Here is a 20835-nt window from a genome sequence, read left to right as displayed (position 1 = left end):
GGAGGACCACCCATGGCCGTCATGCTCGGCACCACCATCCCGCTCGGGCCACCCGGCGTCACCGGTTCGGTGCACTCCTGGGACGTGTCCACCGGCGTCGACGGCCCCGGGACCCGGTTCGTCGTCTTCCTGGCGGGCTGCCCGCTGGACTGCCTCTACTGCCACAACCCGGACACCCGGCGGATGTCCAACGGCACCCGCACGAGCGCGGATGCCGTGATCGCCGAAGCCGCGAAACTCACCCCCTTCATCCGGGCCGCCGGTGGCGGAGCCACCGTCACCGGCGGCGAGCCGCTGCTCCAACCGGCCTTCGCGGGAGAGCTGTTCCACCGCTTCAAGCACGAACTCGGACTGCACACGGCGCTGGACACCTCCGGGTTCCTCGGCCGGCGGGTCGACGACGGCCTGCTCGCCGACGTCGACCTCGTCCTTCTGGACATCAAATCCTGGGACCGCGACCTCTACCTGCGGCTCACGGGACAACAGCTGGAACCCACCCTGGACTTCGCCCGGCGGCTGGCCGACCTCGGCAAGGAGGTGTGGGTCCGGTTCGTGCTCGTTCCCGGGCTCACCGACGACCCCGCGAACATCGAGGGCGTCGCGGCGTTCGCAGCCTCCCTCGGCAACGTCTCGCGGGTGGACGTCCTGCCCTTCCACACCCTGGGGTCCGCCAAGTACTCGGCGCAGGGGAGGCGCTTCCCCCTGGAGGGAACGCCGGCGCCCACCCCCGAGCAGCTGGACGCCGCCCGCGCGATCTTCGTGGCCCACGGCCTCCGCACGGTGTGAGGCCGACCCGGCCGGCCACGCTGCAGGCGGGCAACGCCTGCAGCGTGGCCGGACGGTTTCGCCGTCCGCATCCCCGGGATGCGGACGGCGCACTGCTGACGCGCGGCGTCACCGACGTACCGTCAGCCGACCGGCACCACGAGCACCGGACAACGGGCCCGCTGCAGCACCGCACGGCAGATCCGGCCGGGCTGCAGCCTGCCGGGGGAGTGCCGCCGCGCCGCGAGCACGACGAGGCCGGCACCGGCGGCCGCGTCCTGCAGGACCTCGACCGCCCGCCCCCGCCGCGAGTGCCGGTGAACGGTCAGCCCGTCGGCGCCCGGCAGGGCGAGGTCGGCCATGAGCCGCCGGGCCCGTTCCTCCGGCGTGGCGCCGGCGATCGGGACCTTGGTGCCGGACCGCAGGGTGCCGCGCCGCCAGGCGTGCACCAGCTCCAGCTCCGCGCTCCGAAGCCGCGCCTCGGCGACCGCGAATCCGGCAGCGGCGGCGGTGGCCTCTCCGTCCTCGTCCACCGCGAGGACCACCCGGCCCGCCGGCGCGGACGGCTCATCGGGGACCAGCGCCACGGGGTGCCCGGCCGCTGCGACCACCCGTCGTCCGACCGGGCCGAGCAGCGGCCCGGCGAGTCCCCGGCGGCCACGGTGACCCAGCACCAGGAGCGGGGCCGGGCCGCCCAGCCCCAGGAGTGCGGACACGGCGTCCCCCGGGACGACCTCCGGCACGGTCTCCACCGAGGGCCGGCGCTCGGCAGCCCTCGTCATGGCCGCGGAGATCAGCTGCCGGACCTCCGCACGGACGGACAGCGGCTCGTCCTCGTCCTCGGTCCCCCGCTCGTACCGCTCCCACAGGCAGGCGTGCACCAGCCTGAGCGGCACCTGTCGACGCCACGCCTCGTCGGCGGCCCAGTCGACCGCCCCGAGACTCTGCGGCGATCCGTCCACCGCCGCCACCACGCACCGGACCGTCATGTCCGTCGTCCTCTCCGTCAAGGTCTTCCGGGGTTGTTGTCGTGCGGTCGGGCCGCTGTCCTCGGGCGGCCGGTCCTCGTGGACCCGCCGGTTCCGGCCCGTCGGCCCGGGAGCACCACGTGGCCGACGGCGACCAGGACGGTCGCCGTCGGCCACGAAGGTGCCGGGCCGGTCAGCGGAGCCAGGCGTGGTCCCGGACGATCGGCAGTTCGGCCCAGCGGCGGCCGGCGCCCCAGGTGCTGCCCGCGCCCGTCGCGGCGACGGCGATCAGCAGCAGGGCGTAGACGAGGTGGTAGTCGGCGACGGGGTTGCTGGAGCCGCTCGCCGTGCCGTCGGCCAGGTGGCGGGCGGGCGGCCATTCGGCGGCCCACATGAGGGCCATCAGCAGCGACCCGCCCAGCGCGGCGATCCGCAGGGCGACACCGCCGACGAGGGCCAGGCCGATGCCCAGCAGGCCGAGCATGAACGACCAGTCGGCCCAGGTCTGGCCGGCCATGTGGTGGAAGACGGACTGCAGGGGGCCGGCGGAGACGTGGCTCAGGAAACCCTTGGTGGGGGAGCCGCCGTCGACCCATGACCGGGCGCTGGGGGTGGCGTAGCCCCAGCCGAGGGCCTTGTCGAGAAAGGCCCAGAGGAAGACGAATCCGAGGCCGACCCGCGCGGTGGCCAGCGCCCGTGCCGCGGCGGCGGGCAGCGCGGGGTCGGCGGCAGCGACCGGGGCGGGCCGTACGGCGGCGTGCCGGAGTGCGGCGCCGAGTCGGTGCGCGAGGCGGGGAGCGTGTGTGTGGTGGACGGCCATGATGCGGTCTCCTCTGTCAATTCGCCTTTGGGGAAGCGTTCTTGTCGTGGTCGAGTCTGCTCCGGTGCGGCTCGGCCGGTCTGGTGCCGAAGGTCCCGATCGTCGGGCCGGTGGGCGTCTGTTCCGCGCCGGAGGGGACGAGCGGCGAGTCCCCTGGCCTGAAGGTCCCGGGACTGTGGCCCCCTCGGCCCTTCGTCACCACGCCCAGGACGCCGAGGGTTGGGACACCGACACGACGAGGGAGACCGACGATGGATGACCGGACCAGGACGATGCCGCGGATCGTCGTGGGCGTGGACGGCTCGCCGTCCTCGCTCGACGCACTGCGATGGGCCGTCGAGCAGGCCCGTGTGCGAGGCGCGGCGGTCGAGGTCGTGGCCTGCTGGCAGTACCCCGTCGCCACGGGCTGGACGGTGCCGATCGCGGCGGACGAGGACCTGGCCGGGCTCGCTCGCAAGGTGCTCGACGACAGCATCGCGGCGGCGACGGAGGCCCACCACCCGGTCGAGATCCGTCCGCGGGTCGTCGAGGCCGGTGCCGCCCCGGGCCTGCTCGACGCCGCCCGGGGCGCCGAACTGCTCGTCGTCGGCAGCCGTGGGCACGGCGGATTCACCGGTGCGCTCCTTGGGTCGGTCGGGCAGCACTGCGTGCAGCACGCGCCGTGCCCGGTGGTCGTCGTCCGTCACCCCCGGGACAGGGCAGCCGCGGTGCCGGCCGCACCGGTCCGGGCCCCGCAAGCTGCCTGACGAACCGTCATCCATGGGGCGCCCACCCCCGACCGAGTCCGTCGGGAACCGGACGACGGCATGTCGTGCAGGTCCGTCCCGTCGGTGCCCTGAGCGGCGCGGGTGGCCTCGACGCTGGGAAGTCCGCGCAGCACCCATGCCGGCGGCACCGCGAGCACCGCGCCGACCGGGAGGCCGAGCAGGTGGATCCACACGGGCCCACCGCTTCCGCCGAGCAGCGCCGGGGCGAGGCTCCTGGCCGGGTTCATGGACGCCCCGCTCGCGGGGCCCGCCCACCGTCCGGCCGGCGCCCACGTGCCCCGCTGCCCCGAGGAGCGCGCGCAGCGCGCCGGCTGCCGCCCTGCCTGACGATGTCCGGACTGCTGGACGACATCGGCACAGACCGCCCGCGCTCGTCCTCCTGGCCCGGCCCCGGGCGCGGACCACCGCGGCCACCACCGCCGGCGGCCCGCACCCGGGCGGGCGGGCGGTGCCGGTGCCCGCGACCGCCGTCCCCGGGGCGGCCGCTGACGACGCCGGCCTGCGCGGAGTCCCGGACCCCGCGTCGATCCCCGTCGTCGAGGGCTGCATCGGCCCCGGCGGCAGGACCGAAAGGCCCTGTTCGGGCCTTTCCGGTCGGGCGGACAGTGGGAGGACGGACCCCTCCGCGGCCCGGCCCGCGTCGGAAGTCTTGGAGCACACCATGACCAGTCAGTGGAACACCGTCGGTGACGTGATGACCCACGCGGTGGTCGCGGTCGGCCGCGGCGCGACCTTCCGGGAGATCCTGGAGACCCTGCAGCAGTGGAAGGTCAGCGCTGTCCCGGTCCTCGCGGGCGACGGCCGGGTGGTGGGCGTGGTGTCCGAGGCAGACCTGCTGGCGGCGGAGGACCGCGAGAAGGGCGATACCGACGGGCTGACCGCCGCCGACCTGATGTCGGCGCCCGCCGTCTCCGTCCATGTCACCAGCCCGACCGCCGAGGCCGCCCGGGCCATGGCCCGCGACCGCTTCAAGCGGCTCCCGGTGGTCGACGCCGAGGACTGCCTGGTGGGCATCGTCAGCCGCAGCGACCTCCTGAAGATCCATCTCCGCACCGACGAGGACCTCGCCCGACAGGTGAGGTTCGAACTCCTCGCCGTGCTCGGACCGGACGATGCGTCGGCCGTCGATGTCCGTGCGGAGGAGGGCCGGATCACGCTGAGCGGGACGCTGCCCGACGCCTCGGCACTCCCGGTCATGGAACGACTGGTGCGTGCCGTCCCGGGGGTGGTGGACGCCGAGGTCGGGCTCGTGGCGCCGGACTGACACGCGTCTCCGGCGCCGCCCGCCGCGGATGGGGCCGGCGCGCTCAGCGGTCCGGCTCGCGATCCGTGCGTTGTCGCGCCTCGATCGATCGGCGGACCTCGTCGGTGAGCGATCGCAGTCCTGCGGAGACGGCGGGCACCGGGGCACGCGGGTCGTCGATGCGGCGGGCGGCGTCCGGGAGTTCGGCGAGATCGGCCTCGAACGTGGCCCGGGCCGCGGCGATCGACCGGGCGGGGCGGGTGCGGTGTCCGTGCGCCATCACGGTCGCCAGCAGTGGCCGGGTGCCCGCCGGTGCGGGCTCGGCGGCCAGCGCGACGGTGTCGGCGAAGCCGGGCGCGCGGTGGACCTGTTTGGCCCCCGGGGCGGTGACCTTGCCGGTGGACAGTTTCATCATCGGCCGGCCGTCGTAGGCGACGAGCTTGTAGGCCGCGTCCAAGTACGGCGCGTCGGCTGCGACCCCGACCAGCGTTCCGACGGCGAACAGGTCTATCGGAGCTCCGCTGCGCACCAGCTCGTCCACGGCGTACTCGTCCAGGCCGCCGCTGGCGGTGATCCGCACCTCTGGCAGCCCGGCCTCGTCCAGGATCCGGCGGGCGGAGACGGCGAGTGCGCCGAGGTCGCCGCTGTCGAGTCGCACCGCGCAGCCTTCGTGCAGCCCGAGCTCGCGCAACACCCGGGCGGCGACCGCGACGCCGGCCTCGGTGTCGTAGGTGTCCACCAGGAAGGTCACCGGGCCGGGATGGGCCCGGGCGAAGGCCCTGAACGCCTCGGCCTCGTCACCGTACGCCTCGATGTACGAGTGGGCCATCGTGCCGACGGCCCGCAGGCCGTAGCGGCGGGCGGCCGCCACGTTGCTCGTGCCGGCGAAGCCGACCAGCGCGCCCAGCCGCGCCGCCTGGTCGGCCGCCGACACGCCGTGGGTGCGGCGCAGCGAGAAGTCCACCGTCGGCCGCCCGGCCGCCGCGATCACGCACCGCGCGGCCTTGGACGCCACGGCCGTCTGGTGGCACACCTGGTTGAGCAGGAACGACTCCACCAGCTGCGCTTCGGGCAGCGGTGCCGTCACCTCAAGAAGGGGCTCGCCGGGGAGGACGATGCGACCCTCGGGCACGGCCCGGACCCGGCCGGTGAACCGCAGTCCGAGCAGCGGCTCCAAGTCCCGGTACGGCCGGCCGAGGGCGGCGGCGAAGGCCGCGACGTCCTCCTCGTCCACACGCATCCCGGCGAGGAAGTCCAGCACCGGCTCCAGGCCCGCGGCGACCAGGAAGCCGCGGCCGGGCGGGAGCGTGCGGACGACCAGGTCGAACGTCGCCGGAGCGGTCATCCGCTCCCGCAGGTACGAGTGCGCCATCGCCACCTCGTACAGATCGGTGACCTGGGCAGTCGACATCGGCTCGACCTCCTGATGGCAGGACCGTGGACTGCGGTGTGCGTGCCCGTGATCCGTGACGCGGCCGGGCCCACGGGAGGACCGCGACGGCGGTCAGTCTCCGGCGCTGCGGACGACGACGACCGGGCAGGGCGAGTGCTGGACGCAGTACTGCCCGACGGAGCCCAGCAGGGCGCCTTCGAAGCCGCCGAGGCCGCGATGTCCGACGACCAGCAGGGACGCCTGCTCGTGGGCGGCCCCGAGCAGGACCCAGGCCGGAGTTCCCTCCCCGACCCTGAGCCGGATGTCCACCGGCGGCTGCGGGCCCGCCACCTTCTCGACGTTCTCGGCCAGGACCTTCCGCGCCGCCTCCCCCAGATGCGCCTCCTCGCCGACCGGGACAGCGCTGCCCCACCCGGAGAACGGCGGCTCCCAGGCCATCACCGCCTCCACCACACGGTGGGTGAGCTCAGCCTGCTGAACAGCCCAACGCAGAGCCCTTCTCGAATGCTCCGAACCGTCCACCCCGACGACGATCTTTCCCTCAAGAGCCGGTTCCTCGGCCATGGCCTCGTCCTTCCGATCAGGCCGACGACGAACTCCGAAGGCCGTCGCTCGACAGGGGCGCTCGGTGGCGGGTGCTCCGGGCGGTACGGCCGGAGCTGTGTCGGCATCGCCGGGCGACGCCCGCCCTCCTGCAGGATCGTTCTCCTGCGGCGGATTCGCACGCGGACCGGGCGGAAGCCCGAGTCCGGCGGACCGATCGGCTCCGTCCTCAGCGGTGCCAGCGTCGTTGCTCTGCCATCCGGCGCCGGATGACGATCAGGTCGATCACCGCGACGACGGTGCACACGGCGCACAGCACGGCGAGGCCCGTGTAGAACGCACGGTCGGCGCTCGGTGCGGGGAGCGCGTTCGCTGCCAGCAGGGTGAGGACGACGGTGGCGAGCAGGAAGAACGGCGCGAAGATCCTTCCGAGCAGTCGTCGGGCCGGCAGATCGCTGCGCGCCCAGCGCGGTTCGGCGCCGGAGTGCTGCCACCGGCGGGCGGCGGCCCTGGCGCGGCGGTCGGCCGCTGCGGCTCTCCAGTGCTCGACGAGGCGGTGCGGCCCGTGGCGCGGTGGGTGGAACGGCTGCGTCATCTTCTCGTGAGCCTTCCGTGCGATGCGCTCCCCCGTCGCCGACGAACGCCCTCGTGCCCTCGGCGGCAGGGGACGGCGACGCCTAGGGAGTCCCGGCCACCCCGCTGGGCGCCGGTACGGGAACGGGGTCGGCCGCAGGGCGGTGAACGGGCCTGGTCGGGACCGGGGTGTCCGGTGCGTCCGGCGGGAGCTGTGGTGCGGAAGCGGCGGCGGCCGCCTCGCGGGCGAGGAAGGAGCCGAGTTCGCCGATGGTGCTCATCAGCGGTGCGGGGAACACCACGGTGCTGTTCCTGTCGACGGCGATCTCGACGAGGCTCTGCAGGTTGCGCAGCTGGAGGGCGAGCGGGTGGGCCATCATCGTGTCCGAGGCCTCGCCGAGTGCGGCGGCGGCCAGGGTCTCTCCCTGGGCGCTGATGATCTTTGCTCGCTTCTCCCGCTCGGCTTCGGCCTGCTTGGCCATCGCACGCTTCATGGTGTCGGGCAGTTGGATGTCCTTGAGTTCGACCAGGGTGACCTCCACGCCCCATTCGGTCGTGGTGACGTCCAGGATCCGGCGGATGTCCAGGTTGATGCGGTCGGTCTCGGAGAGCGTCTCGTCCAGGGTGTGCCGGCCGACCACCTTGCGCAGGGTCGTCTGGGCGATCTGGTTGATCGCGGAGTTCACGTTCTCGATGGCGATGACCGACTTGACCGCGTCCACGACGCGGAAGTACGCGACTGCGGAGACGCCCACGCTGACGTTGTCGCGGGTGATGATGCCCTGGGACTGGATGGGCATGGTGACGATCCGCAGCGAGATGTGGTGCATGACGTCGGCGAACGGGATGATCAGGCGCAGCCCCGGTTCACGTGCTCCGATGATCCGGCCGAACCGGAAGACGACCCCCTTCTCGTACTGGCGGACGATGCGGATCGACATCGCGAGCCCGATCAGGACAAGGACGACGAGCGCCACCAGGACGGCGATCACAGCGGTCATGTCAGCTCCCTCCGACGGCCGACCCGCGACAGCGGGCAGGTCCGGGACGTCGTCGCCGCGCAAGCGACGGGAGGCACGGGACCGGTCTGCGGCCCTACCGCGAGCCTGCCCCCGCGGCCCGTGCCGGCGACAGGGCCCAACGGGCCTGCTCCCGTCGCGACCGGCCCACCCCGGTGCAGGATCTCCGGCGCCGACGGGTCGGCGGCGGGCGGGGCCACGTGGCCGGGCGGCGTCACCGCGTCGGGTCGTCGGCGGTACGGATCACGCGGCCGCTGAGTTCGGTCGGTGTGATCCTGATCCACAGGTCGCGCTCGCCGCCTGCCCAGGGTGACGGCCTGTCCCGTTGTTCCGGGTGGGCCGGCGCCGGCCGGTCGTCGATCCGGTGGGCGCCACCGGTGGCCAGCACGCTCCAGCCGGTGCGCAGCACCTCGTCTATCCGGTCGACCTCGAAGGCGACCCGCCGGCCGACGGCGGCGGCAAGCGGACCCTCGGGAGCCGTGCGGAAGATCAGTGTGCCGTCCTGCACCCAGTAGTTGACCGGGAGGACGAGGGGACCCGTCGCGGTGCTCAGGGCCACCCGGCCGACCCCGTCGGTGGACAGGCGCTCCCAGCATTCGGAGTGGGCCAGCTCTTCCAGCACCGGGTGCGCGGCGGCGCTCGCTCGGCCCGGCGGCAGGTCGAGTCCGCCGCCGAGCAACTGGGTGACCGTCGTCTTCAGTACGGCGGCCAGCCTGGCCAGCGCTCCCGCCTCGACGTCGGCGGGCGAGGTTTCCAGGTACTCCAGGTACGGCACCGCCATGCCGGCCCGCACCGCGGTCTCCTCCCGGCCGAGTCCCAGCTGCTCGCGGCGCAGCGCGACGCGTCTGCCGAGGTCGCCTGCGTCGCTCGGCCCGGCCCGTTCCGGACCGGCGGCGGGCTTGCCGGGCCCGGCCGGCCCGCTCCGCCCGGCCTTCGCGGAGGTGCGTGGCCGGTCGGACGGCCGCGGCGCCTCGCTCTTCGGGCCGTGGCGGGTGACGTGGCGCAGTCGACTGTCCGGACCGGGGAAGAACAGGGTGGAGTGCCCGGTGTCCGACCACAGGACCTCCCAGGGCGGTTCGCCGTCCGGTCGGTGCAGCGCGGTCACCTCTCCGTCCCGCCGCGGCACGCCGGGGCGGCTGCCTTCGACGATGACGTGGTCTCCGATGACGGCTCTCATGGCGGTCTCCCAGATGATCTTCGGGCTGGAGTGTGGTGCCGGTCGACGAGCGGATCAGGTGGCATCCGGTCGAGCAGGCGGGGTCGCCGGCCGGGGGAGAGCCGGCGCGGCGGCCTCGGTGAGGCCGGGCGGCCCTCGCCCGGTCGGGCAGGCGCCGAGCCCGGCGTGTCCCACCAGGCCGGTGGTGGAGGACGCGGTGAACCCCCGCCGTCCGGGCGGCCCGTGCCGGCCGCCCACGCTCCGGTGGCGGTACCACTTCCAGCCTGGCACCGGCGGCACCGGCCGCACCTCGGACGGTCGAGGCAGCTGCCTGCGGGGCGGTGGGACCGGGAAGTGACGGTTGGTGACAACGGCGGTGGTGAAGGAGGCGGAGCCGGCCGGTCTGCCGGGACCGGACGCCACGGACCGGCCGGCGCGCGCGTCGCAGCAGGGGCCCCGCGGTGGGCGACGACAACCTCACGGGTCCGGAACCTGCCCGGCCCGGCCGCGGCGCGGACGGTGCCGGCACCAGGACGCGCCCCGAGCGGTCGGGGCACGGGGTGCGGGGGCGGTCCGCAGCAGCGGTTCCTCCTCCAGCGGGGCCACCTGGCCGCGCATACCGGCCCGCCTGGCCAGTGCCGCACGGGCCAGGTCCTCCCGGCCGTCGGCCAACGCCCGCTGCGCCTGCTCCTCCGGCCTTCCGGCCGCCCCGCCGCAGGGCACCGGCCGCTGAGTGCGGGCGAAGTCCAGTAGCTTCCTCGGATCCTCAGCCCGGTCCAGCAGCCTGTTGGCCTTGATCCGGACAGCTCCGCGATGCGGTCTGCGACACCGGTCACGGACTCCCACTCCTTTGGCTCCGCGGTCAGGAGGGGCCGGGGCGGGTGGGCTGCCCCCGGGCAGGGGCTCCACCGGTGGAGGGCGATCGGCGGCGGGCAACTCAGCTCGCGCTCGCCCCGCCGGGACTGCCCGGACCCCGGCGGCGTGCGGTGAGCGTCAGGCCGACCCAACTCGCCCAGCCGATCGGCTGCAGGGCCCAGTAGCTCGCGGCGCGGTACAGCAGGGTGAGTGCGATGGCCTGGTCGGCCCTCAGCCCGTAGAGGACCAGGAGCCCGGCAAGACTCGTCTCGACGATGCCCAGCCCACCGGGTGTCAGTCGCAGGGCACCTGTCATCTGGGTCAGCGTGTAGGCGACCAAGGTGCCCCGCCACGGCAGCGTGATGCCCAGCCCCCACGCGCAGGCGGCGAGGCAGGCCAGGTCGAGGAGCCAGTTGCCCAGCGCCAGGGCCAGTGGCGTCAGCCAGGGTCGGACGCCGGGCCGGCGCTCCCGCACGTGGCGGACGAGGTGGGACAGCTCGTCCTCGATGGTCCACATCCGCCGGGAGCGCAGCCCGAGGCGCCGCCAGAGCCGCCATGCCCATCGCCGCGCGGGGGCGAACCGGGAGGCGGCGGCCCCGGTGGCCGTCAGGACGGCGAGGACGGCGGCGAGCCACAGGACGGCGGCGCGCAGGCCGCCCGGCCCTGCCGTACCGCTGACCAGGACGCCTGCGACGAGCAGGAGGAAGAGCGTGAGAGCGGACATCAGGCCGGCGACCGCGAGGGCAGACCCGGCGAGCACGGGGGACACGCGGCGGCGGCGCAGCTGCTCGAACAGCCAGGCCGCCGCGAAGGCAGCGCCGCCGGGCAGCGCTCCGGCCACGGCGTTGGCCGCCACGACCAGGGCCATCATCGGGCCGAATCCGAGCCGGGCCCCGCCCATCCTCAGCAACCGCTGCTGCAGTCCCGCCAGGCAGGCCAGGGACAGCACCTCGAACAGGGCGGCCGGCAGCAACCGCGTCGGCCGGACCATCGAGATCAGGTGGACGGCTGACGCGAGGTCGTGCCGCCGGTCCAGGGCGAAGACCACCGCGGCCGCGACCAGTACGGCGGACACCAGCCACCACGCCGGGTGCCGGGCCCGGACGGGCGGCGGTCCGGGCGGGCGAGCCTCCGCGCCGTCCGTTCCGTTCGTGTCATCCACCACGTGAGCCACGGTACGGTGCGGCGGCTGCCCGTTCCCGGTGGGCCACGGTGGCCCGTGCCCGGCCCGCACCGCCGCACCGGCGCGGTGCTGCGGCCACGGGCGGCGCAGCGGTGACGCGCGCACCGTGCCGAGGGCCGGTCTAGCCGGTCCCTCGGCACGGTGCGTCGCCGCTACGGGAGGTTCGGGGCGGCGGGGCTCCGGCGGCGGGTCAGCACTGGCCGTCGGCGACGACGTAGGTGTTGGTGCCGGTCTGCTTCAGCGTGTGGACGGTGTAGACGTTCCACAGGCCCATGGCCTGGTTCGAGCCGTTGGCGTAGACGTACCCGCCGCTCTGGTGGGCACGACCGGCGACGGTCTGGTTGTAGTTGTTGTCGGTGAAGCAGGCGGCTGCGGCCGCGGTGGTGGCGTTGACGGGGGCGGACTGGGTGCCGACCGTGCCGGCGGAGTCGAGGGCGGCGACGGTGTAGCTGTAGGTGGTGCCTGCGGTGAGGCCGCTGTCGGTGTAGGTGGTGCCGGTGACGGCGGAGGTGTTCGCCTGGGTGCCGTTGCGGTACACGGCGTAGCCGGTCGCGCCGGGCACGGCGTTCCAGCTCAGCGAGGCGCCGGTGTCCGTGGTGCCGGTCACCGTGAGGGCGGTCGGGGCGGGCAGGCGGGGGAGGTGCCGGTGGTGGTGGCGTTGACGGGGGCGGACCGGGTGCCGACCGTGCCGGCGGAGTCGAGGGCGGCGACGGTGTAGCTGTAGGTGGTGCCTGCGGTGAGGCCGCTGTCGGTGTAGGTGGTGCCGGTGACGGCGGAGGTGTTCGCCTGGGTGCCGTTGCGGTACACGGCGTAGCCGGTCGCGCCGGCCACGGCGTTCCAGCTCAGCGAGGCGCCGGTGTCCGTGGTGCCGGTGACGGCCAGGCCGGTCGGCGCGGCGGGGCCGCTCTGGTCCAGGCCGAAGAACTTGGCGGTGTAGTAGCTGGAGCAGATGGAGTTGATGTAGTACGTGCCGGTTGTCCCGCACTGATCGGTGCCCGAGCCGGGATTGACGGCCAGGCCGTGTGCCATGCCCGAGACCGCGTAGGTCACCACCGCGGGCTTGCCGGTGGCGTCGTTGTAGGTGCTCTGGGTGGTGCCGCCGGTGAGGGTCTGGGTGCTGGACGGGGTCTGGCCGATGCCCCAGACGTTGGTCCAGCCGTCCCTGCTGTAGGTCAGCTCCGCCGGATTGACGGTGGTGTCGGAGCTGCCCTGCCAGATCGCCACCCGCGGGTACGGCCCGGTGTAGCCGGAGTGGGCATTGCGGATGAGGTCGCCCCACTGCTGCGGGGTGTGGCTGGTGGTGCCCGACGTGCAGTTGGTGTTGGTGATGCCACTGGTGGAGCACTGTGCGGCCGGGCCGGAGTCGATGGATCCGGCCGCGAACACGTCCGGGTAGGCGGCGAGCATGTCGGAGGTCATGCCGCCGCCCGCGGACAGGCCGGTGATGAAGATCCGGCTCGGGTCGACGTGGTACGTGGTCTCGGCGTACTGCACCATGGTGTAGATCGACAGGGCCTCACCCTGGCCGCGGCTGTCGTTCGACGGCGTGCCCCAGTCGAAGCACTTGCTGATCGGGTTGGTCAGCGAGGGCTGCTCCGGGAAGACCAGCGCGAACTTGTACATGTCCGCGTACTTGGCCCAGCCGGAGTTGGTGTAGTAGTCGGTGGCGCTCTGCGTGCAGCCGTGCATGGCGACCACGAGCGGCGCGTTGGACGGCAGACCGGCGGGCACGTAGCTGTACATGTTCAGACTGCCCGGGTTCGACCCGAAGCTGCTGACCTGGGTGAGGCCGGCGGCACTGGCGGGGGTGGCCGTGGCCACCCCTCCGACCAGCAGCAGGGCGCCGGCGGCGAGGGCGGTCCAGCGCCGCGCGATGCGGGCCCTGACGTCGTGTCTTCTCGGTGAACGCACCATCATGTACTCCTGGGTGGGGGAGTGAGCACGGGTCGGTGAACCGCCCGCGCCCCCAGGGGCACATCTGGCGCCCGGCACGGTGTCGGCGGTCACGACCTCTGGGCGTAGCCTGCGGCCGACTGTCGGGTGGGCGACATGTGTGCGCTGTCCACTCTTGGCGGAGTCGTCATGGAGCGGGCTGCCATGGCACTGCCTCCGGTTCCCGGCCTCCTGCCCGGATCACGGCCGGTGGACCTGAAGCTGCCACCCGGCTCAGGCCTCCGCACCCACGGGCAGGAGCAGCGGGGCCCCGGTGGCCGCGACCACCTCCGGAACGCTCACGCCCTCGGCGAGTTCGACCAGGCGCAGGCCGTCGGCGGTCACGTCGATGACGGCGAGGTCGGTGATGATCCGGTCGACGACACCGCGCCCCGTGGCGGGCAGGCTGCATTCGCGGACGATCTTCGGCGAACCGTCGCGCGCTGTATGCTCCATCACCACGACCACCCTGCGGGCGCCGTGAACGAGATCCATCGCGCCACCCATGCCCTTGACCATCTTGCCGGGGATGGTCCAGTTGGCCAGGTCCCCGGAGGCGGAGACCTGCATGGCGCCGAGGATGGACACGTCGATGCGCCCGGCCCGGATCATCCCGAAGGATGCGGCGGAGTCGAAGTAGCAGGCTCCCGCCTGGACGGTGACGGTCTCCTTGCCGGCGTTGATCAGGTCCGGGTGCTCGTCGCCCGCGAACGGGTAGGGACCCACACCGAGGATGCCGTTCTCCGAGTGCAGGACGACGTGGATGCCCTCCGGCAGGTGGTTGGGGACGAGGGTCGGCAGGCCGATGCCCAGATTGACGTACTGTCCGTCGCGCAGTTCGCGGGCGGCCCGGGCAGCGAGGCGGTCACGGGTCAGAGCCATGGTCAGTTCTCCTGCGGGACGGCGGGGCGGACGGTGCGGCGTTCGATGCGCTTGTCGTCGGCGTCGGCGGCGATGATCCGGTCGACGTAGACGCCGGGCAGGTGGACGGCGTCGGGCGCGATCTCGCCGGGTTCCACGATCCGCTCGGCCTCGACCAGGGTGACCCGGCCTGCCATCGCGCAGAGCGGATTGAAGTTGCGTGCCGCGGAGTGGAACACCAGGTTGCCGTGGCGGTCCGCGACCGCGGCCCGGATCAGAGCGAAGTCGGTGGTGATCGACTCCTCCATCAGGTAGCGGCGGCCGCCGAACTCCCGGACCTCCTTGCGGGGTGAACCCACCGCCACCGACCCGTCGGTGGCGTACCGCCAGGGCAGGCCCCCTCCTCGACCAGGGTGCCGACCCCGGCGGGTGTGAAGAACGCCGGGATCCCGGCTCCGCCGGCGCGCAGCCGTTCGGCCAGCGTGCCCTGCGGGGTCAGCTCGACCTCCAGCTCGCCGGTGAGGTACTGCCGCGCGAATTCCTTGTTCTCGCCGACGTACGACGACGTCATCCGGCTGATCCGGCCGGCCCGCAGCAGCAGGCCCAGGCCCCAGTCGTCCACGCCGCAGTTGTTGGAGACCACCGCCAGGTCCGAGGTGCCTGCCTCGGCCAGTGCCGCGATCAGCGTCGAGGGGATGCCGCAGAGGCCGAAGCCGCCGACCGCGAGCGTCGCCCCGTGGGGAACGTCCGCGACCGCCCGCGCCGCCGAATCCACCACCTTGTCCATACCGTTGCCTCTCGTGTGGGATCGATCGGTGCCCCGCCCCGGTAGCCGGGAGCTGGGCGTTCTCACCCTCCCGACCGTCCGCGGGGCTGTCCATGTCGGTCGGTCACACCCGCCGGTGCAGGGATAGGGATGGCACCCACATACCGGCGCCGCCGCCCTGCTCCTAGGTTCTGGCAATCACCACCCCACCCTCACTGACTCACGACACCTGGAGCCGGCCATCATGAGTTCTGCCAGCAGAGGCACCATCGGACACCGCCACCTGACCGCTCTCTCGGTCCTCGCGGCCACCGCCCTGCTGGGCGGATGCGCCGCGGCGGGCACCGCCGGCTCGGCTCCGTCGGCGGCCGCGACGTCGGGCGCCCCGGTCAAGGTGGGCCTGGTCTACTCCCGCACCGGGCTGCTGGCCCCCTACGGCGCGCAGTTCGAGCAGGGCTTCAAGGCCGGTCTCGACTACGCGACTCACGGCACCGGCAAGGCGGCGGGCCACCCCATCGAGGTCACCGAGCAGGACGACGCCGGCGAACCCGCCAGGGCGGTCGCCGCGGCCAAGGACCTGATCGGCAAGGGGACCACGATCCTGGCCGGGACCACGGACTCCGGCGTTGCCCTGCAGATGGCGCCGTTGGCAGCACAGAACAAGACCCTGTACATCAGCGGTGCGGCTGCGACCGACGCCATCACCGGCATCAACCGGTACACCTTCCGCTCCGGCCGGCAGTCCTACCAGGACATCCTCACCGCGGGCACCATGCTGGGCGACGTCAAGGGCAAGAAGGTCACCGTGCTCGCCCAGGACACGGCGTTCGGCCAGGCCAACGTCGCCGCGGTGAAGGCCGTGCTGGGCGGCGGCGGCGCCACCGTCGGTTCGGTCCTGGCGCCGCCGAGCGCCGCCGACCTGACGCCGTTCGCGCAGCAGGTGAAGTCCGCCGGACCCGACCTGGTGTTCGTCGCCTGGGCCGGTGCGACGGCGCCCGCACTGTGGACGGCCCTCGACCAGCAGGGCGTGCTGGACTCCAGCAAGGTCGTCACCGGCATGGGCGGGACCGCCGCGAACAAGGTCTTCGGCGCGGCCGGTGGCAAGATCTCCTTCCTCGCCCACTACTTCCCGGGCGCCGGCGGCAACAACCCGGTGGAAACCGCGATGACCAGCGGCGTCACCAAGGCCGGAGGCACCCCGGACCTGTTCACCCCGGACGGCTTCACGGCGGCCCAGATGGTCGTGCACGCCATTGAGTCCGGCAACGGCACCGACACCGACGCCATGATCAAGGCCCTGGAGGGCTGGAGCTTCGACGGCGTCAAGGGCCAGGAGCAGATCCGGGCCGCCGACCACGCCCTGCTCCAGCCGATGTTCCAGGCCAAGCTCACCGGCACCACTGCCTCGCTGGTCGCCACCGAGCCCCTGGCGACGGTCGCTCCGCCCGTGAAGACCATGAAGGGCTGACCGCGATGACCCCCACCACAGCACCCGAGGGTGCCGGGGGCGCCGGGACCGGGGCGGCAGCCGCCGCCCCGGTCCTGCGGCTGACCGGGCTCGCCTGGACGGTCGGCGGCGCCACCATCCTCGACGATGTCACCCTGGACGTCCGAGAAGGCGAGTTCCTCGCGTTCATCGGCCCCAACGGCGCCGGCAAGACCTCCCTGTTCAACCAGATCAGCGGGCTGAACCCGGCCACCGCCGGCCGGATCGAACTGGACGGCACGGACATCACCGACCGGGCGCCGCACGCCCGTGCCCGGCTCGGGCTCGGCCGCACGTTCCAGACGTCCAGCCTGTGGCCGGCACTCACCGTCGCCGACCACCTCCGGCTCGCCGCGCAGGCCGCGACCGGCGGCTCGTACCGGATATGGCGGCGAGCGGGGCGCCACACGGAGCAGGTGGCGGAGGCGCTGGAGCGCACCGGGCTGGCCCACCGGGCCGCGACCCCGGCCGCCTCGCTCTCGCACGGCGAGAAGCGCAAGCTCGAACTCGCCGTGCTGCTGGTCGGCGAGCCCCGGGTGATGCTGCTGGACGAGCCCATGGCGGGCGTGAGCGCCGAGGAGGTCCCCGCACTCACCGACCTCATCCGCTCGCTGCACCGCGACGAGGGGCGCACCGTCCTCATGGTGGAGCACCACATGGACGTCCTGCTGGGCCTGGCCGACCGGGTGGCGGTCATGCACCACGGCACCCTGCTCGCACTGGACACCCCGGAGGCGGTCATGGCCGACCCGATCGTGCAACAGGCCTACCTGGGGGAGGCGCTGTGAGCCTGCTCGACGTCCACGACCTGCGGGTGGTGATCGGCGGACGCCACATCCTGCACGGCGTGGACCTCACCGTCGCCGCGAGCGGCGTCACCGCGCTCCTCGGTCGCAACGGCGCGGGCAAGACCACCACCGTGCGCGGCATCCTCGGTCTCCTGCCCCGGACGGGCAGCGTGCTCCTCGACGGCGAGCAGACCGTGCAGCTGGCCACCCACGAGCTGGTCCGCCGCGGCATCGGCTACGCGCCGGAGGACCGCGGCGTGTTCGCCGCACTCACCGTCGCCGAGAACCTCCGACTCGCCGAACGCGTCCCCGAGCCGGCCTACGGCCTGGTGCACGATCTCTTCCCCGAGCTCAAGCAGCGCGCCCAGCAGGCGGCCGGGACACTCTCCGGCGGCCAGCAGCAGATGGTCGCCATCGCCCGGACCCTGCTCAACGGCAACCGGCTGATCATCGCGGACGAACCCACCAAGGGCCTCGCGCCCAGAGTGGTCACCGAGGTCGCCCACGCGCTGGAGCGCGCCGCCGAGGCCGTCCCGGTGCTGCTCGTCGAGCAGAACCTCGCCCTCGTCCGCCGCCTCGCCGAGCACTGTGCGGTGATCGCCGACGGGCGGACCGCCCACCAGGGCCCGGCGCGGGACCTGCTCGCGGACGCCGAGGCGGCCCGCCGACTGCTCGGCGTCGGACGACACGAGCCCGCACCCATCCCGGAGGGGCCCTGATGGCCACGATCGTGCTGCTCACCGCCACCGGCCTCGGCCTGGGCGCGCTCTACTTCCTGGTCGCCGCAGGCCTCTCACTGATCTTCGGCCTGATGGACGTCCTCAACTTCGCCCACGGCGCCCTCCTCTCCATCGGCGCCTACGCCACCTGGTGGGCGGCCTCCGGCAACCTCCCCGGCGCCGGACCGGGCGGGGCCGGGTTCGCCCTGGCGGTCGTGTTCGGCACCGCCGTCGGCACCGCCGCCGCCGTGCTGCTGGAACTGGCCGTCATCAGGCCGCTGTACAGCCGCCCGCGCGAGCAGATCCTCGCCACCGTCGGCGTGAGCCTGGCCGTCCCGGCGCTGCTCTCCGCCATCTGGGGGCGGATGCCCGGCCCTTCCCCGGCCCCAAGGCCCTCGCCGGCACCTTCGGCCTGCTCGGAGCCCGCATCCCGGTCAACCGGCTGGTGCTGATCGCCGCCGCACTGGTGGTGCTCGGTGCACTCAAGCTGTTCTTCGGACGCACCCGGCACGGCCTGGTCGTCCGGGCCGGCGTCGAGGACCGCGCCATGGTGACCGCACTGGGGATCGACGTGCGCAAGGCCTTCACCCTGGTCTTCGCCATCGGCGGCGCCGCCGCCGCGCTGGCCGGAGCCGTCGGCGGCCTCTACTTCGGCTCCGTCGACCCGACGCAGGGCACATCGCTTCTCATCTTCGCCTTCGTCGTGGTGGTCACCGGCGGCATGGGCTCCGTCAGCGGAGCCGCCGTGGCCGCCGTGGCCGTCGGCCTCGTCCAGCAGTTCGCCAACTACTACACCGCCGCCGGACTCGGCGACCTCTCCGTCGTCGTCCTGCTCGCCGCCCTGCTGCTCGTGCGGCCGCGCGGACTCACCGGGAGGCTCGCGTGACCACCACCGCCCCGACCGTCGACCGGGCAGCCGGCCCGCGCTCCGTGCCGCTGCGCCGGGCCGCCCGCTGGTGGCCCGCCGTCCTGCTGCTTGTCCTCTTCGTCGTGCCCTACAGCGCCCTTCCGCTGCCCGGCCTCCTCGAGGGGCCGGTGGGCAGCCCGGGAAATCTGCAACTCATCGCCCTGTGCCTGGTGTTCGGCGCCCTCGCGACCGGGTACGACCTGCTCCTCGGCCGCACCGGACTGCTGTCCTTCGGGCACGCGCTCTACTTCGCCGCCGGTACCTACGTCACCGACATCCTGATGCTCCGCCTCGGTCTGCCGTTCGCCGCGGCCGCACTGCTCGGGCTGGCCGCCGGAGCTGCCCTCGCCGCCCTGCTGGGAGCGGTGAGCCTGCGGGTGACCGGCATCGGCTTCTCGATGGTCACCCTCGCCTTCGCCCAGGCGGGATCGATCCTGGTCGAGCGCAACCCCGGCGGTGTCACCGGAGGCGAGGAGGGCGTGGCCGCCCCCGCACAGCAGCTGCCCGGTGCCCTGGTCGGGATCGGGAACACCGCGAACCTGTACTGGATCGCCCTGGCCTACCTGGTGCTGACCTGCGGCGTCGTGCACTGGGCGGTCCGCTCGCCGACCGGGCGGGTCTGGGAGGGCATCAGGGAGAACGAGCGCCGGGTGGAGGTGTTGGGCCTGCGGCCGTACGGCTTCAAGCTGACCGCCTTCGTCCTCGCGGGCACTCTCGCCGCTCTCGGCGGCACCGTGTACCTGCTGCTCACCGGCGGCGCGACCCCGCAGACCACCACCTCCGACTTCACCCTCTCGCTGCTGGTCATGGTGGTCCTCGGCGGCTCCGGCAGCCGCTGGGGCCCGCTGATCGGCGGCATCCTCTACACGTGGGCCAACCACCGTCTCGGCGACCTGGCCGGATCCGGTGCGGTCGCCGACCTTCCCGCGGTGCTGCGGGTACCGCTGTCCCAACCCCTGTTCCTGCTGGGCGCGCTCTTCGTCGCGGTCGTCTACCTGCTGCCCGGCGGCGTGGTGCGCCTTCCGGAGCGGATCCGCGCGGCCCGCGGGCGCACCGGTTCCCCGTCCGGAACGGGCGGGCGGAACACGTCCGCGAAGGAGCGTGCATCATGACCCGGCAGGCCCGTCCGACCGGCTCCCCGGCGGCCGATGAGGCGCCGTACGAGGAGTTCCGGATCCCCGTGGCCGGCGGGAAGCTCACCGTACTCCGGTGGCCGGCGCGGCTCCCGGACGCGCCGGTGGTCCTGGCCCTGCACGGCATCACCGCCAACGCACTGTCCTGGGCGCGGGTCGCCCACCACCTCGCCGGGCGGGTCGTGCTGGTCGCCCCCGACCTGCGCGGGCGGGCCGGCAGCGCAGACGTCGAGGGGCCGTGGGGCATCGGTGCCCACGTCGAGGACGTCCTCGCCGTGATGGACGCTCTCGGACTCGGACGCGCCGTGCTGGCGGGCCACTCCATGGGGGCCTTCGTTGCCGCACGGACCGCGGCACGGCACCCGGGGCGGGTCACCTCGCTGGTGCTCGTGGACGGCGGACTCGGCTTCCCCGCGCCGCCCGGGCTGGACGGCGACGAGCTGATCACCGCGGTGATCGGCCCGGCCATGCGCCGGCTGTCGATGACCTTCCCCGACCGGGCCGCCTACCGCGCGTTCTGGCAGGCCCACCCGGCATTCGGCGCGGTGTGGTCCCCCTGGGTCGACGCCTACATCCAGCGCGACCTGGTGGGCGGGGAGCCGGAGCTGCGCTCGTCCTGCCGGATCGACGCCGTCCGGGCCGACGGCATCCAGCTCTTCGACGCCGAGACGCTCGATGCCATCCACCGGCTCGACTGCCCGGCCGAACTGCTGTGGGCAGAGCGCGGACTGATGGACGAGCCGCAGGGGCTCTACGACCCGCAGCGGCTGGCCGACGCGGCGCTGGACGGCACCGGCGTCGTGCCCGTCCCGGTGCCGGAGACCAACCACTACACGATCCTCGTCGCCGATGACGGCGCCGGCGCCGTCGCCGACCGGATCGCCACGGCGGCCGGGCCTCCGGCGCCCCGTCCCTGAGCCTCTGGTCCACCAGGCCCCGGGGCGCGCCGAGCGGCGCG

The 20835-nt window shown here is 73.7% G+C and carries 19 protein-coding genes and 3 pseudogenes; 9 read left to right on the top strand and 13 right to left on the bottom strand.

Features of this window, described 5'->3' with window-relative positions; genetic code table 11:
* The first annotated feature begins 12 nt into the window (after positions 1 to 12).
* Positions 13 to 786: a pyruvate formate-lyase-activating protein gene (gene pflA / locus ABEB13_RS08045; RefSeq protein ID WP_345704904.1), complete on the top strand. Its 774-nt coding sequence runs from the start codon at positions 13 to 15 to the stop codon at positions 784 to 786.
* Between the two features lie 122 nt (positions 787 to 908).
* Here the strand turns inward: pflA and ABEB13_RS08040 are convergent, their stop codons facing one another.
* Entirely contained in the window at positions 909 to 1754 is an 846-nt protein-coding gene (locus ABEB13_RS08040) for a universal stress protein (RefSeq protein ID WP_345704903.1), read from the bottom strand.
* Between the two features lie 172 nt (positions 1755 to 1926).
* Entirely contained in the window at positions 1927 to 2553 is a 627-nt protein-coding gene (locus tag ABEB13_RS08035) for a hypothetical protein (RefSeq protein WP_345704902.1), read from the bottom strand.
* A gap of 251 nt (positions 2554 to 2804) precedes the next feature.
* Here ABEB13_RS08035 and ABEB13_RS08030 point away from each other — a divergent pair, with 251 nt between their 5' ends.
* The gene (locus tag ABEB13_RS08030) at positions 2805 to 3299 is read left to right on the top strand and encodes a universal stress protein (RefSeq protein ID WP_345704901.1); all 495 of its coding nucleotides are present in this window, start codon (positions 2805 to 2807) and stop codon (positions 3297 to 3299) included.
* Here the strand turns inward: ABEB13_RS08030 and ABEB13_RS40395 are convergent.
* Positions 3236 to 3559 (bottom strand): annotated as a pseudogene (locus ABEB13_RS40395) (aquaporin); the annotation flags it as partial. The gene ABEB13_RS08030 and the pseudogene ABEB13_RS40395 overlap by 64 nt on opposite strands.
* A 422-nt stretch (positions 3560 to 3981) precedes the next feature.
* On the opposite strand from ABEB13_RS40395, the gene ABEB13_RS08025 reads away from it, so the two are divergent.
* A complete protein-coding gene (locus ABEB13_RS08025; RefSeq protein ID WP_345704900.1) occupies positions 3982 to 4584 on the top strand; it encodes a CBS domain-containing protein in 603 nt (200 codons plus the stop codon).
* A gap of 43 nt (positions 4585 to 4627) precedes the next feature.
* Here ABEB13_RS08025 and ABEB13_RS08020 read toward each other — a convergent pair whose 3' ends face one another.
* The 10 genes and pseudogenes from ABEB13_RS08020 to ABEB13_RS07975 all read right to left on the bottom strand — a co-directional run bounded on the left by ABEB13_RS08020 (position 4628) and on the right by ABEB13_RS07975 (position 14865).
* Complete coding sequence (locus tag ABEB13_RS08020; protein WP_345704899.1) at positions 4628 to 5974, bottom strand: nicotinate phosphoribosyltransferase; 1347 nt, start codon at positions 5972 to 5974, stop codon at positions 4628 to 4630.
* Between the two features lie 93 nt (positions 5975 to 6067).
* Positions 6068 to 6520 carry a universal stress protein gene (locus tag ABEB13_RS08015; protein WP_345704898.1) on the bottom strand — a complete coding sequence of 151 codons (453 nt, stop codon included), beginning with the start codon at positions 6518 to 6520 and terminating at the stop codon, positions 6068 to 6070.
* A gap of 208 nt (positions 6521 to 6728) precedes the next feature.
* Positions 6729 to 7094 (bottom strand): hypothetical protein, encoded by a 366-nt coding sequence (locus ABEB13_RS08010; RefSeq protein ID WP_345704897.1) that lies wholly within the window; start codon positions 7092 to 7094, stop codon positions 6729 to 6731.
* 82 nt (positions 7095 to 7176) lie between these two features.
* Positions 7177 to 8073 (bottom strand): slipin family protein, encoded by an 897-nt coding sequence (locus ABEB13_RS08005; protein WP_345704896.1) that lies wholly within the window; start codon positions 8071 to 8073, stop codon positions 7177 to 7179.
* 232 nt (positions 8074 to 8305) lie between these two features.
* Positions 8306 to 9268 (bottom strand): pyridoxamine 5'-phosphate oxidase family protein, encoded by a 963-nt coding sequence (locus tag ABEB13_RS08000; protein WP_345704895.1) that lies wholly within the window; start codon positions 9266 to 9268, stop codon positions 8306 to 8308.
* 916 nt (positions 9269 to 10184) lie between these two features.
* Positions 10185 to 11267 carry a lysylphosphatidylglycerol synthase transmembrane domain-containing protein gene (locus ABEB13_RS07995; protein WP_345704894.1) on the bottom strand — a complete coding sequence of 361 codons (1083 nt, stop codon included), beginning with the start codon at positions 11265 to 11267 and terminating at the stop codon, positions 10185 to 10187.
* A 208-nt stretch (positions 11268 to 11475) separates the two neighbouring features.
* A complete protein-coding gene (locus tag ABEB13_RS07990) occupies positions 11476 to 11892 on the bottom strand; it encodes a fibronectin type III domain-containing protein (RefSeq protein ID WP_345704893.1) in 417 nt (138 codons plus the stop codon).
* Positions 11889 to 13202, bottom strand: a complete 1314-nt coding sequence (locus ABEB13_RS07985) for an extracellular catalytic domain type 1 short-chain-length polyhydroxyalkanoate depolymerase (protein WP_345704892.1) — start codon at positions 13200 to 13202, stop codon at positions 11889 to 11891. Before ABEB13_RS07985 ends, ABEB13_RS07990 begins: the two co-directional genes overlap by 4 nt.
* A 249-nt stretch (positions 13203 to 13451) precedes the next feature.
* Positions 13452 to 14099, bottom strand: a complete 648-nt coding sequence (locus tag ABEB13_RS07980) for a 3-oxoacid CoA-transferase subunit B (protein WP_345704891.1) — start codon at positions 14097 to 14099, stop codon at positions 13452 to 13454.
* Positions 14100 to 14101: 2 nt separating this feature from the next.
* Positions 14102 to 14865: pseudogene (locus ABEB13_RS07975) on the bottom strand (CoA transferase subunit A).
* Positions 14866 to 15088: 223 nt separating this feature from the next.
* On the opposite strand from ABEB13_RS07975, the gene ABEB13_RS07970 reads away from it, so the two are divergent.
* The 6 genes and pseudogenes from ABEB13_RS07970 to ABEB13_RS07945 all read left to right on the top strand — a co-directional run bounded on the left by ABEB13_RS07970 (position 15089) and on the right by ABEB13_RS07945 (position 20794).
* Positions 15089 to 16312: a substrate-binding domain-containing protein gene (locus ABEB13_RS07970; RefSeq protein WP_345704890.1), complete on the top strand. Its 1224-nt coding sequence runs from the start codon at positions 15089 to 15091 to the stop codon at positions 16310 to 16312.
* Positions 16313 to 16317: 5 nt separating this feature from the next.
* Complete coding sequence (locus ABEB13_RS07965) at positions 16318 to 17118, top strand: ABC transporter ATP-binding protein (RefSeq protein WP_345704889.1); 801 nt, start codon at positions 16318 to 16320, stop codon at positions 17116 to 17118.
* Positions 17115 to 17837, top strand: coding sequence for an ABC transporter ATP-binding protein (locus ABEB13_RS07960; protein WP_345704888.1), 723 nt, complete (start codon positions 17115 to 17117; stop codon positions 17835 to 17837). The genes ABEB13_RS07965 and ABEB13_RS07960 overlap by 4 nt, the downstream gene beginning before the upstream one ends.
* Positions 17837 to 18723: pseudogene (locus ABEB13_RS07955) on the top strand (branched-chain amino acid ABC transporter permease). The gene ABEB13_RS07960 and the pseudogene ABEB13_RS07955 overlap by 1 nt, the downstream one beginning before the upstream one ends.
* Positions 18720 to 19856, top strand: a complete 1137-nt coding sequence (locus ABEB13_RS07950; protein ID WP_345704887.1) for a branched-chain amino acid ABC transporter permease — start codon at positions 18720 to 18722, stop codon at positions 19854 to 19856. Before ABEB13_RS07955 ends, ABEB13_RS07950 begins: the two are co-directional and overlap by 4 nt.
* Positions 19853 to 20794: an alpha/beta hydrolase gene (locus ABEB13_RS07945; RefSeq protein ID WP_345704886.1), complete on the top strand. Its 942-nt coding sequence runs from the start codon at positions 19853 to 19855 to the stop codon at positions 20792 to 20794. Before ABEB13_RS07950 ends, ABEB13_RS07945 begins: the two co-directional genes overlap by 4 nt.
* The last annotated feature ends 41 nt before the right edge of the window (positions 20795 to 20835 follow it).

It is taken from the genome of Kitasatospora paranensis, from assembly GCF_039544005.1.
GTDB classification, from domain to species: domain Bacteria; phylum Actinomycetota; class Actinomycetes; order Streptomycetales; family Streptomycetaceae; genus Kitasatospora; species Kitasatospora paranensis.
The sequence above is the reverse complement of the archived record's forward strand: the minus strand, read 5'-3'. Positions and strand labels throughout refer to the sequence as shown.

What these genes read in the sequence shown, in the direction of transcription:
- pflA (WP_345704904.1), top strand. Translation starts at nt 13, where the DNA reads ATGGCCGTCATGCTCGGCACCACCATCCCGCTCGGGCCACCCGGCGTC.
- ABEB13_RS07945 (WP_345704886.1), top strand. Translation starts at nt 19,853, where the DNA reads ATGACCCGGCAGGCCCGTCCGACCGGCTCCCCGGCGGCCGATGAGGCG.
- ABEB13_RS08025 (WP_345704900.1), top strand. Translation starts at nt 3,982, where the DNA reads ATGACCAGTCAGTGGAACACCGTCGGTGACGTGATGACCCACGCGGTG.
- ABEB13_RS08000 (WP_345704895.1), bottom strand. Translation starts at nt 9,268, where the DNA reads ATGAGAGCCGTCATCGGAGACCACGTCATCGTCGAAGGCAGCCGCCCC.
- ABEB13_RS07980 (WP_345704891.1), bottom strand. Translation starts at nt 14,099, where the DNA reads ATGGCTCTGACCCGTGACCGCCTCGCTGCCCGGGCCGCCCGCGAACTG.
- ABEB13_RS08010 (WP_345704897.1), bottom strand. Translation starts at nt 7,094, where the DNA reads ATGACGCAGCCGTTCCACCCACCGCGCCACGGGCCGCACCGCCTCGTC.
- ABEB13_RS08030 (WP_345704901.1), top strand. Translation starts at nt 2,805, where the DNA reads ATGGATGACCGGACCAGGACGATGCCGCGGATCGTCGTGGGCGTGGAC.
- ABEB13_RS08035 (WP_345704902.1), bottom strand. Translation starts at nt 2,553, where the DNA reads ATGGCCGTCCACCACACACACGCTCCCCGCCTCGCGCACCGACTCGGC.
- ABEB13_RS08040 (WP_345704903.1), bottom strand. Translation starts at nt 1,754, where the DNA reads ATGACGGTCCGGTGCGTGGTGGCGGCGGTGGACGGATCGCCGCAGAGT.
- ABEB13_RS08020 (WP_345704899.1), bottom strand. Translation starts at nt 5,974, where the DNA reads ATGTCGACTGCCCAGGTCACCGATCTGTACGAGGTGGCGATGGCGCAC.
- ABEB13_RS07970 (WP_345704890.1), top strand. Translation starts at nt 15,089, where the DNA reads ATGAGTTCTGCCAGCAGAGGCACCATCGGACACCGCCACCTGACCGCT.
- ABEB13_RS08005 (WP_345704896.1), bottom strand. Translation starts at nt 8,073, where the DNA reads ATGACCGCTGTGATCGCCGTCCTGGTGGCGCTCGTCGTCCTTGTCCTG.
- ABEB13_RS07965 (WP_345704889.1), top strand. Translation starts at nt 16,318, where the DNA reads ATGACCCCCACCACAGCACCCGAGGGTGCCGGGGGCGCCGGGACCGGG.
- ABEB13_RS07985 (WP_345704892.1), bottom strand. Translation starts at nt 13,202, where the DNA reads ATGATGGTGCGTTCACCGAGAAGACACGACGTCAGGGCCCGCATCGCG.
- ABEB13_RS08015 (WP_345704898.1), bottom strand. Translation starts at nt 6,520, where the DNA reads ATGGCCGAGGAACCGGCTCTTGAGGGAAAGATCGTCGTCGGGGTGGAC.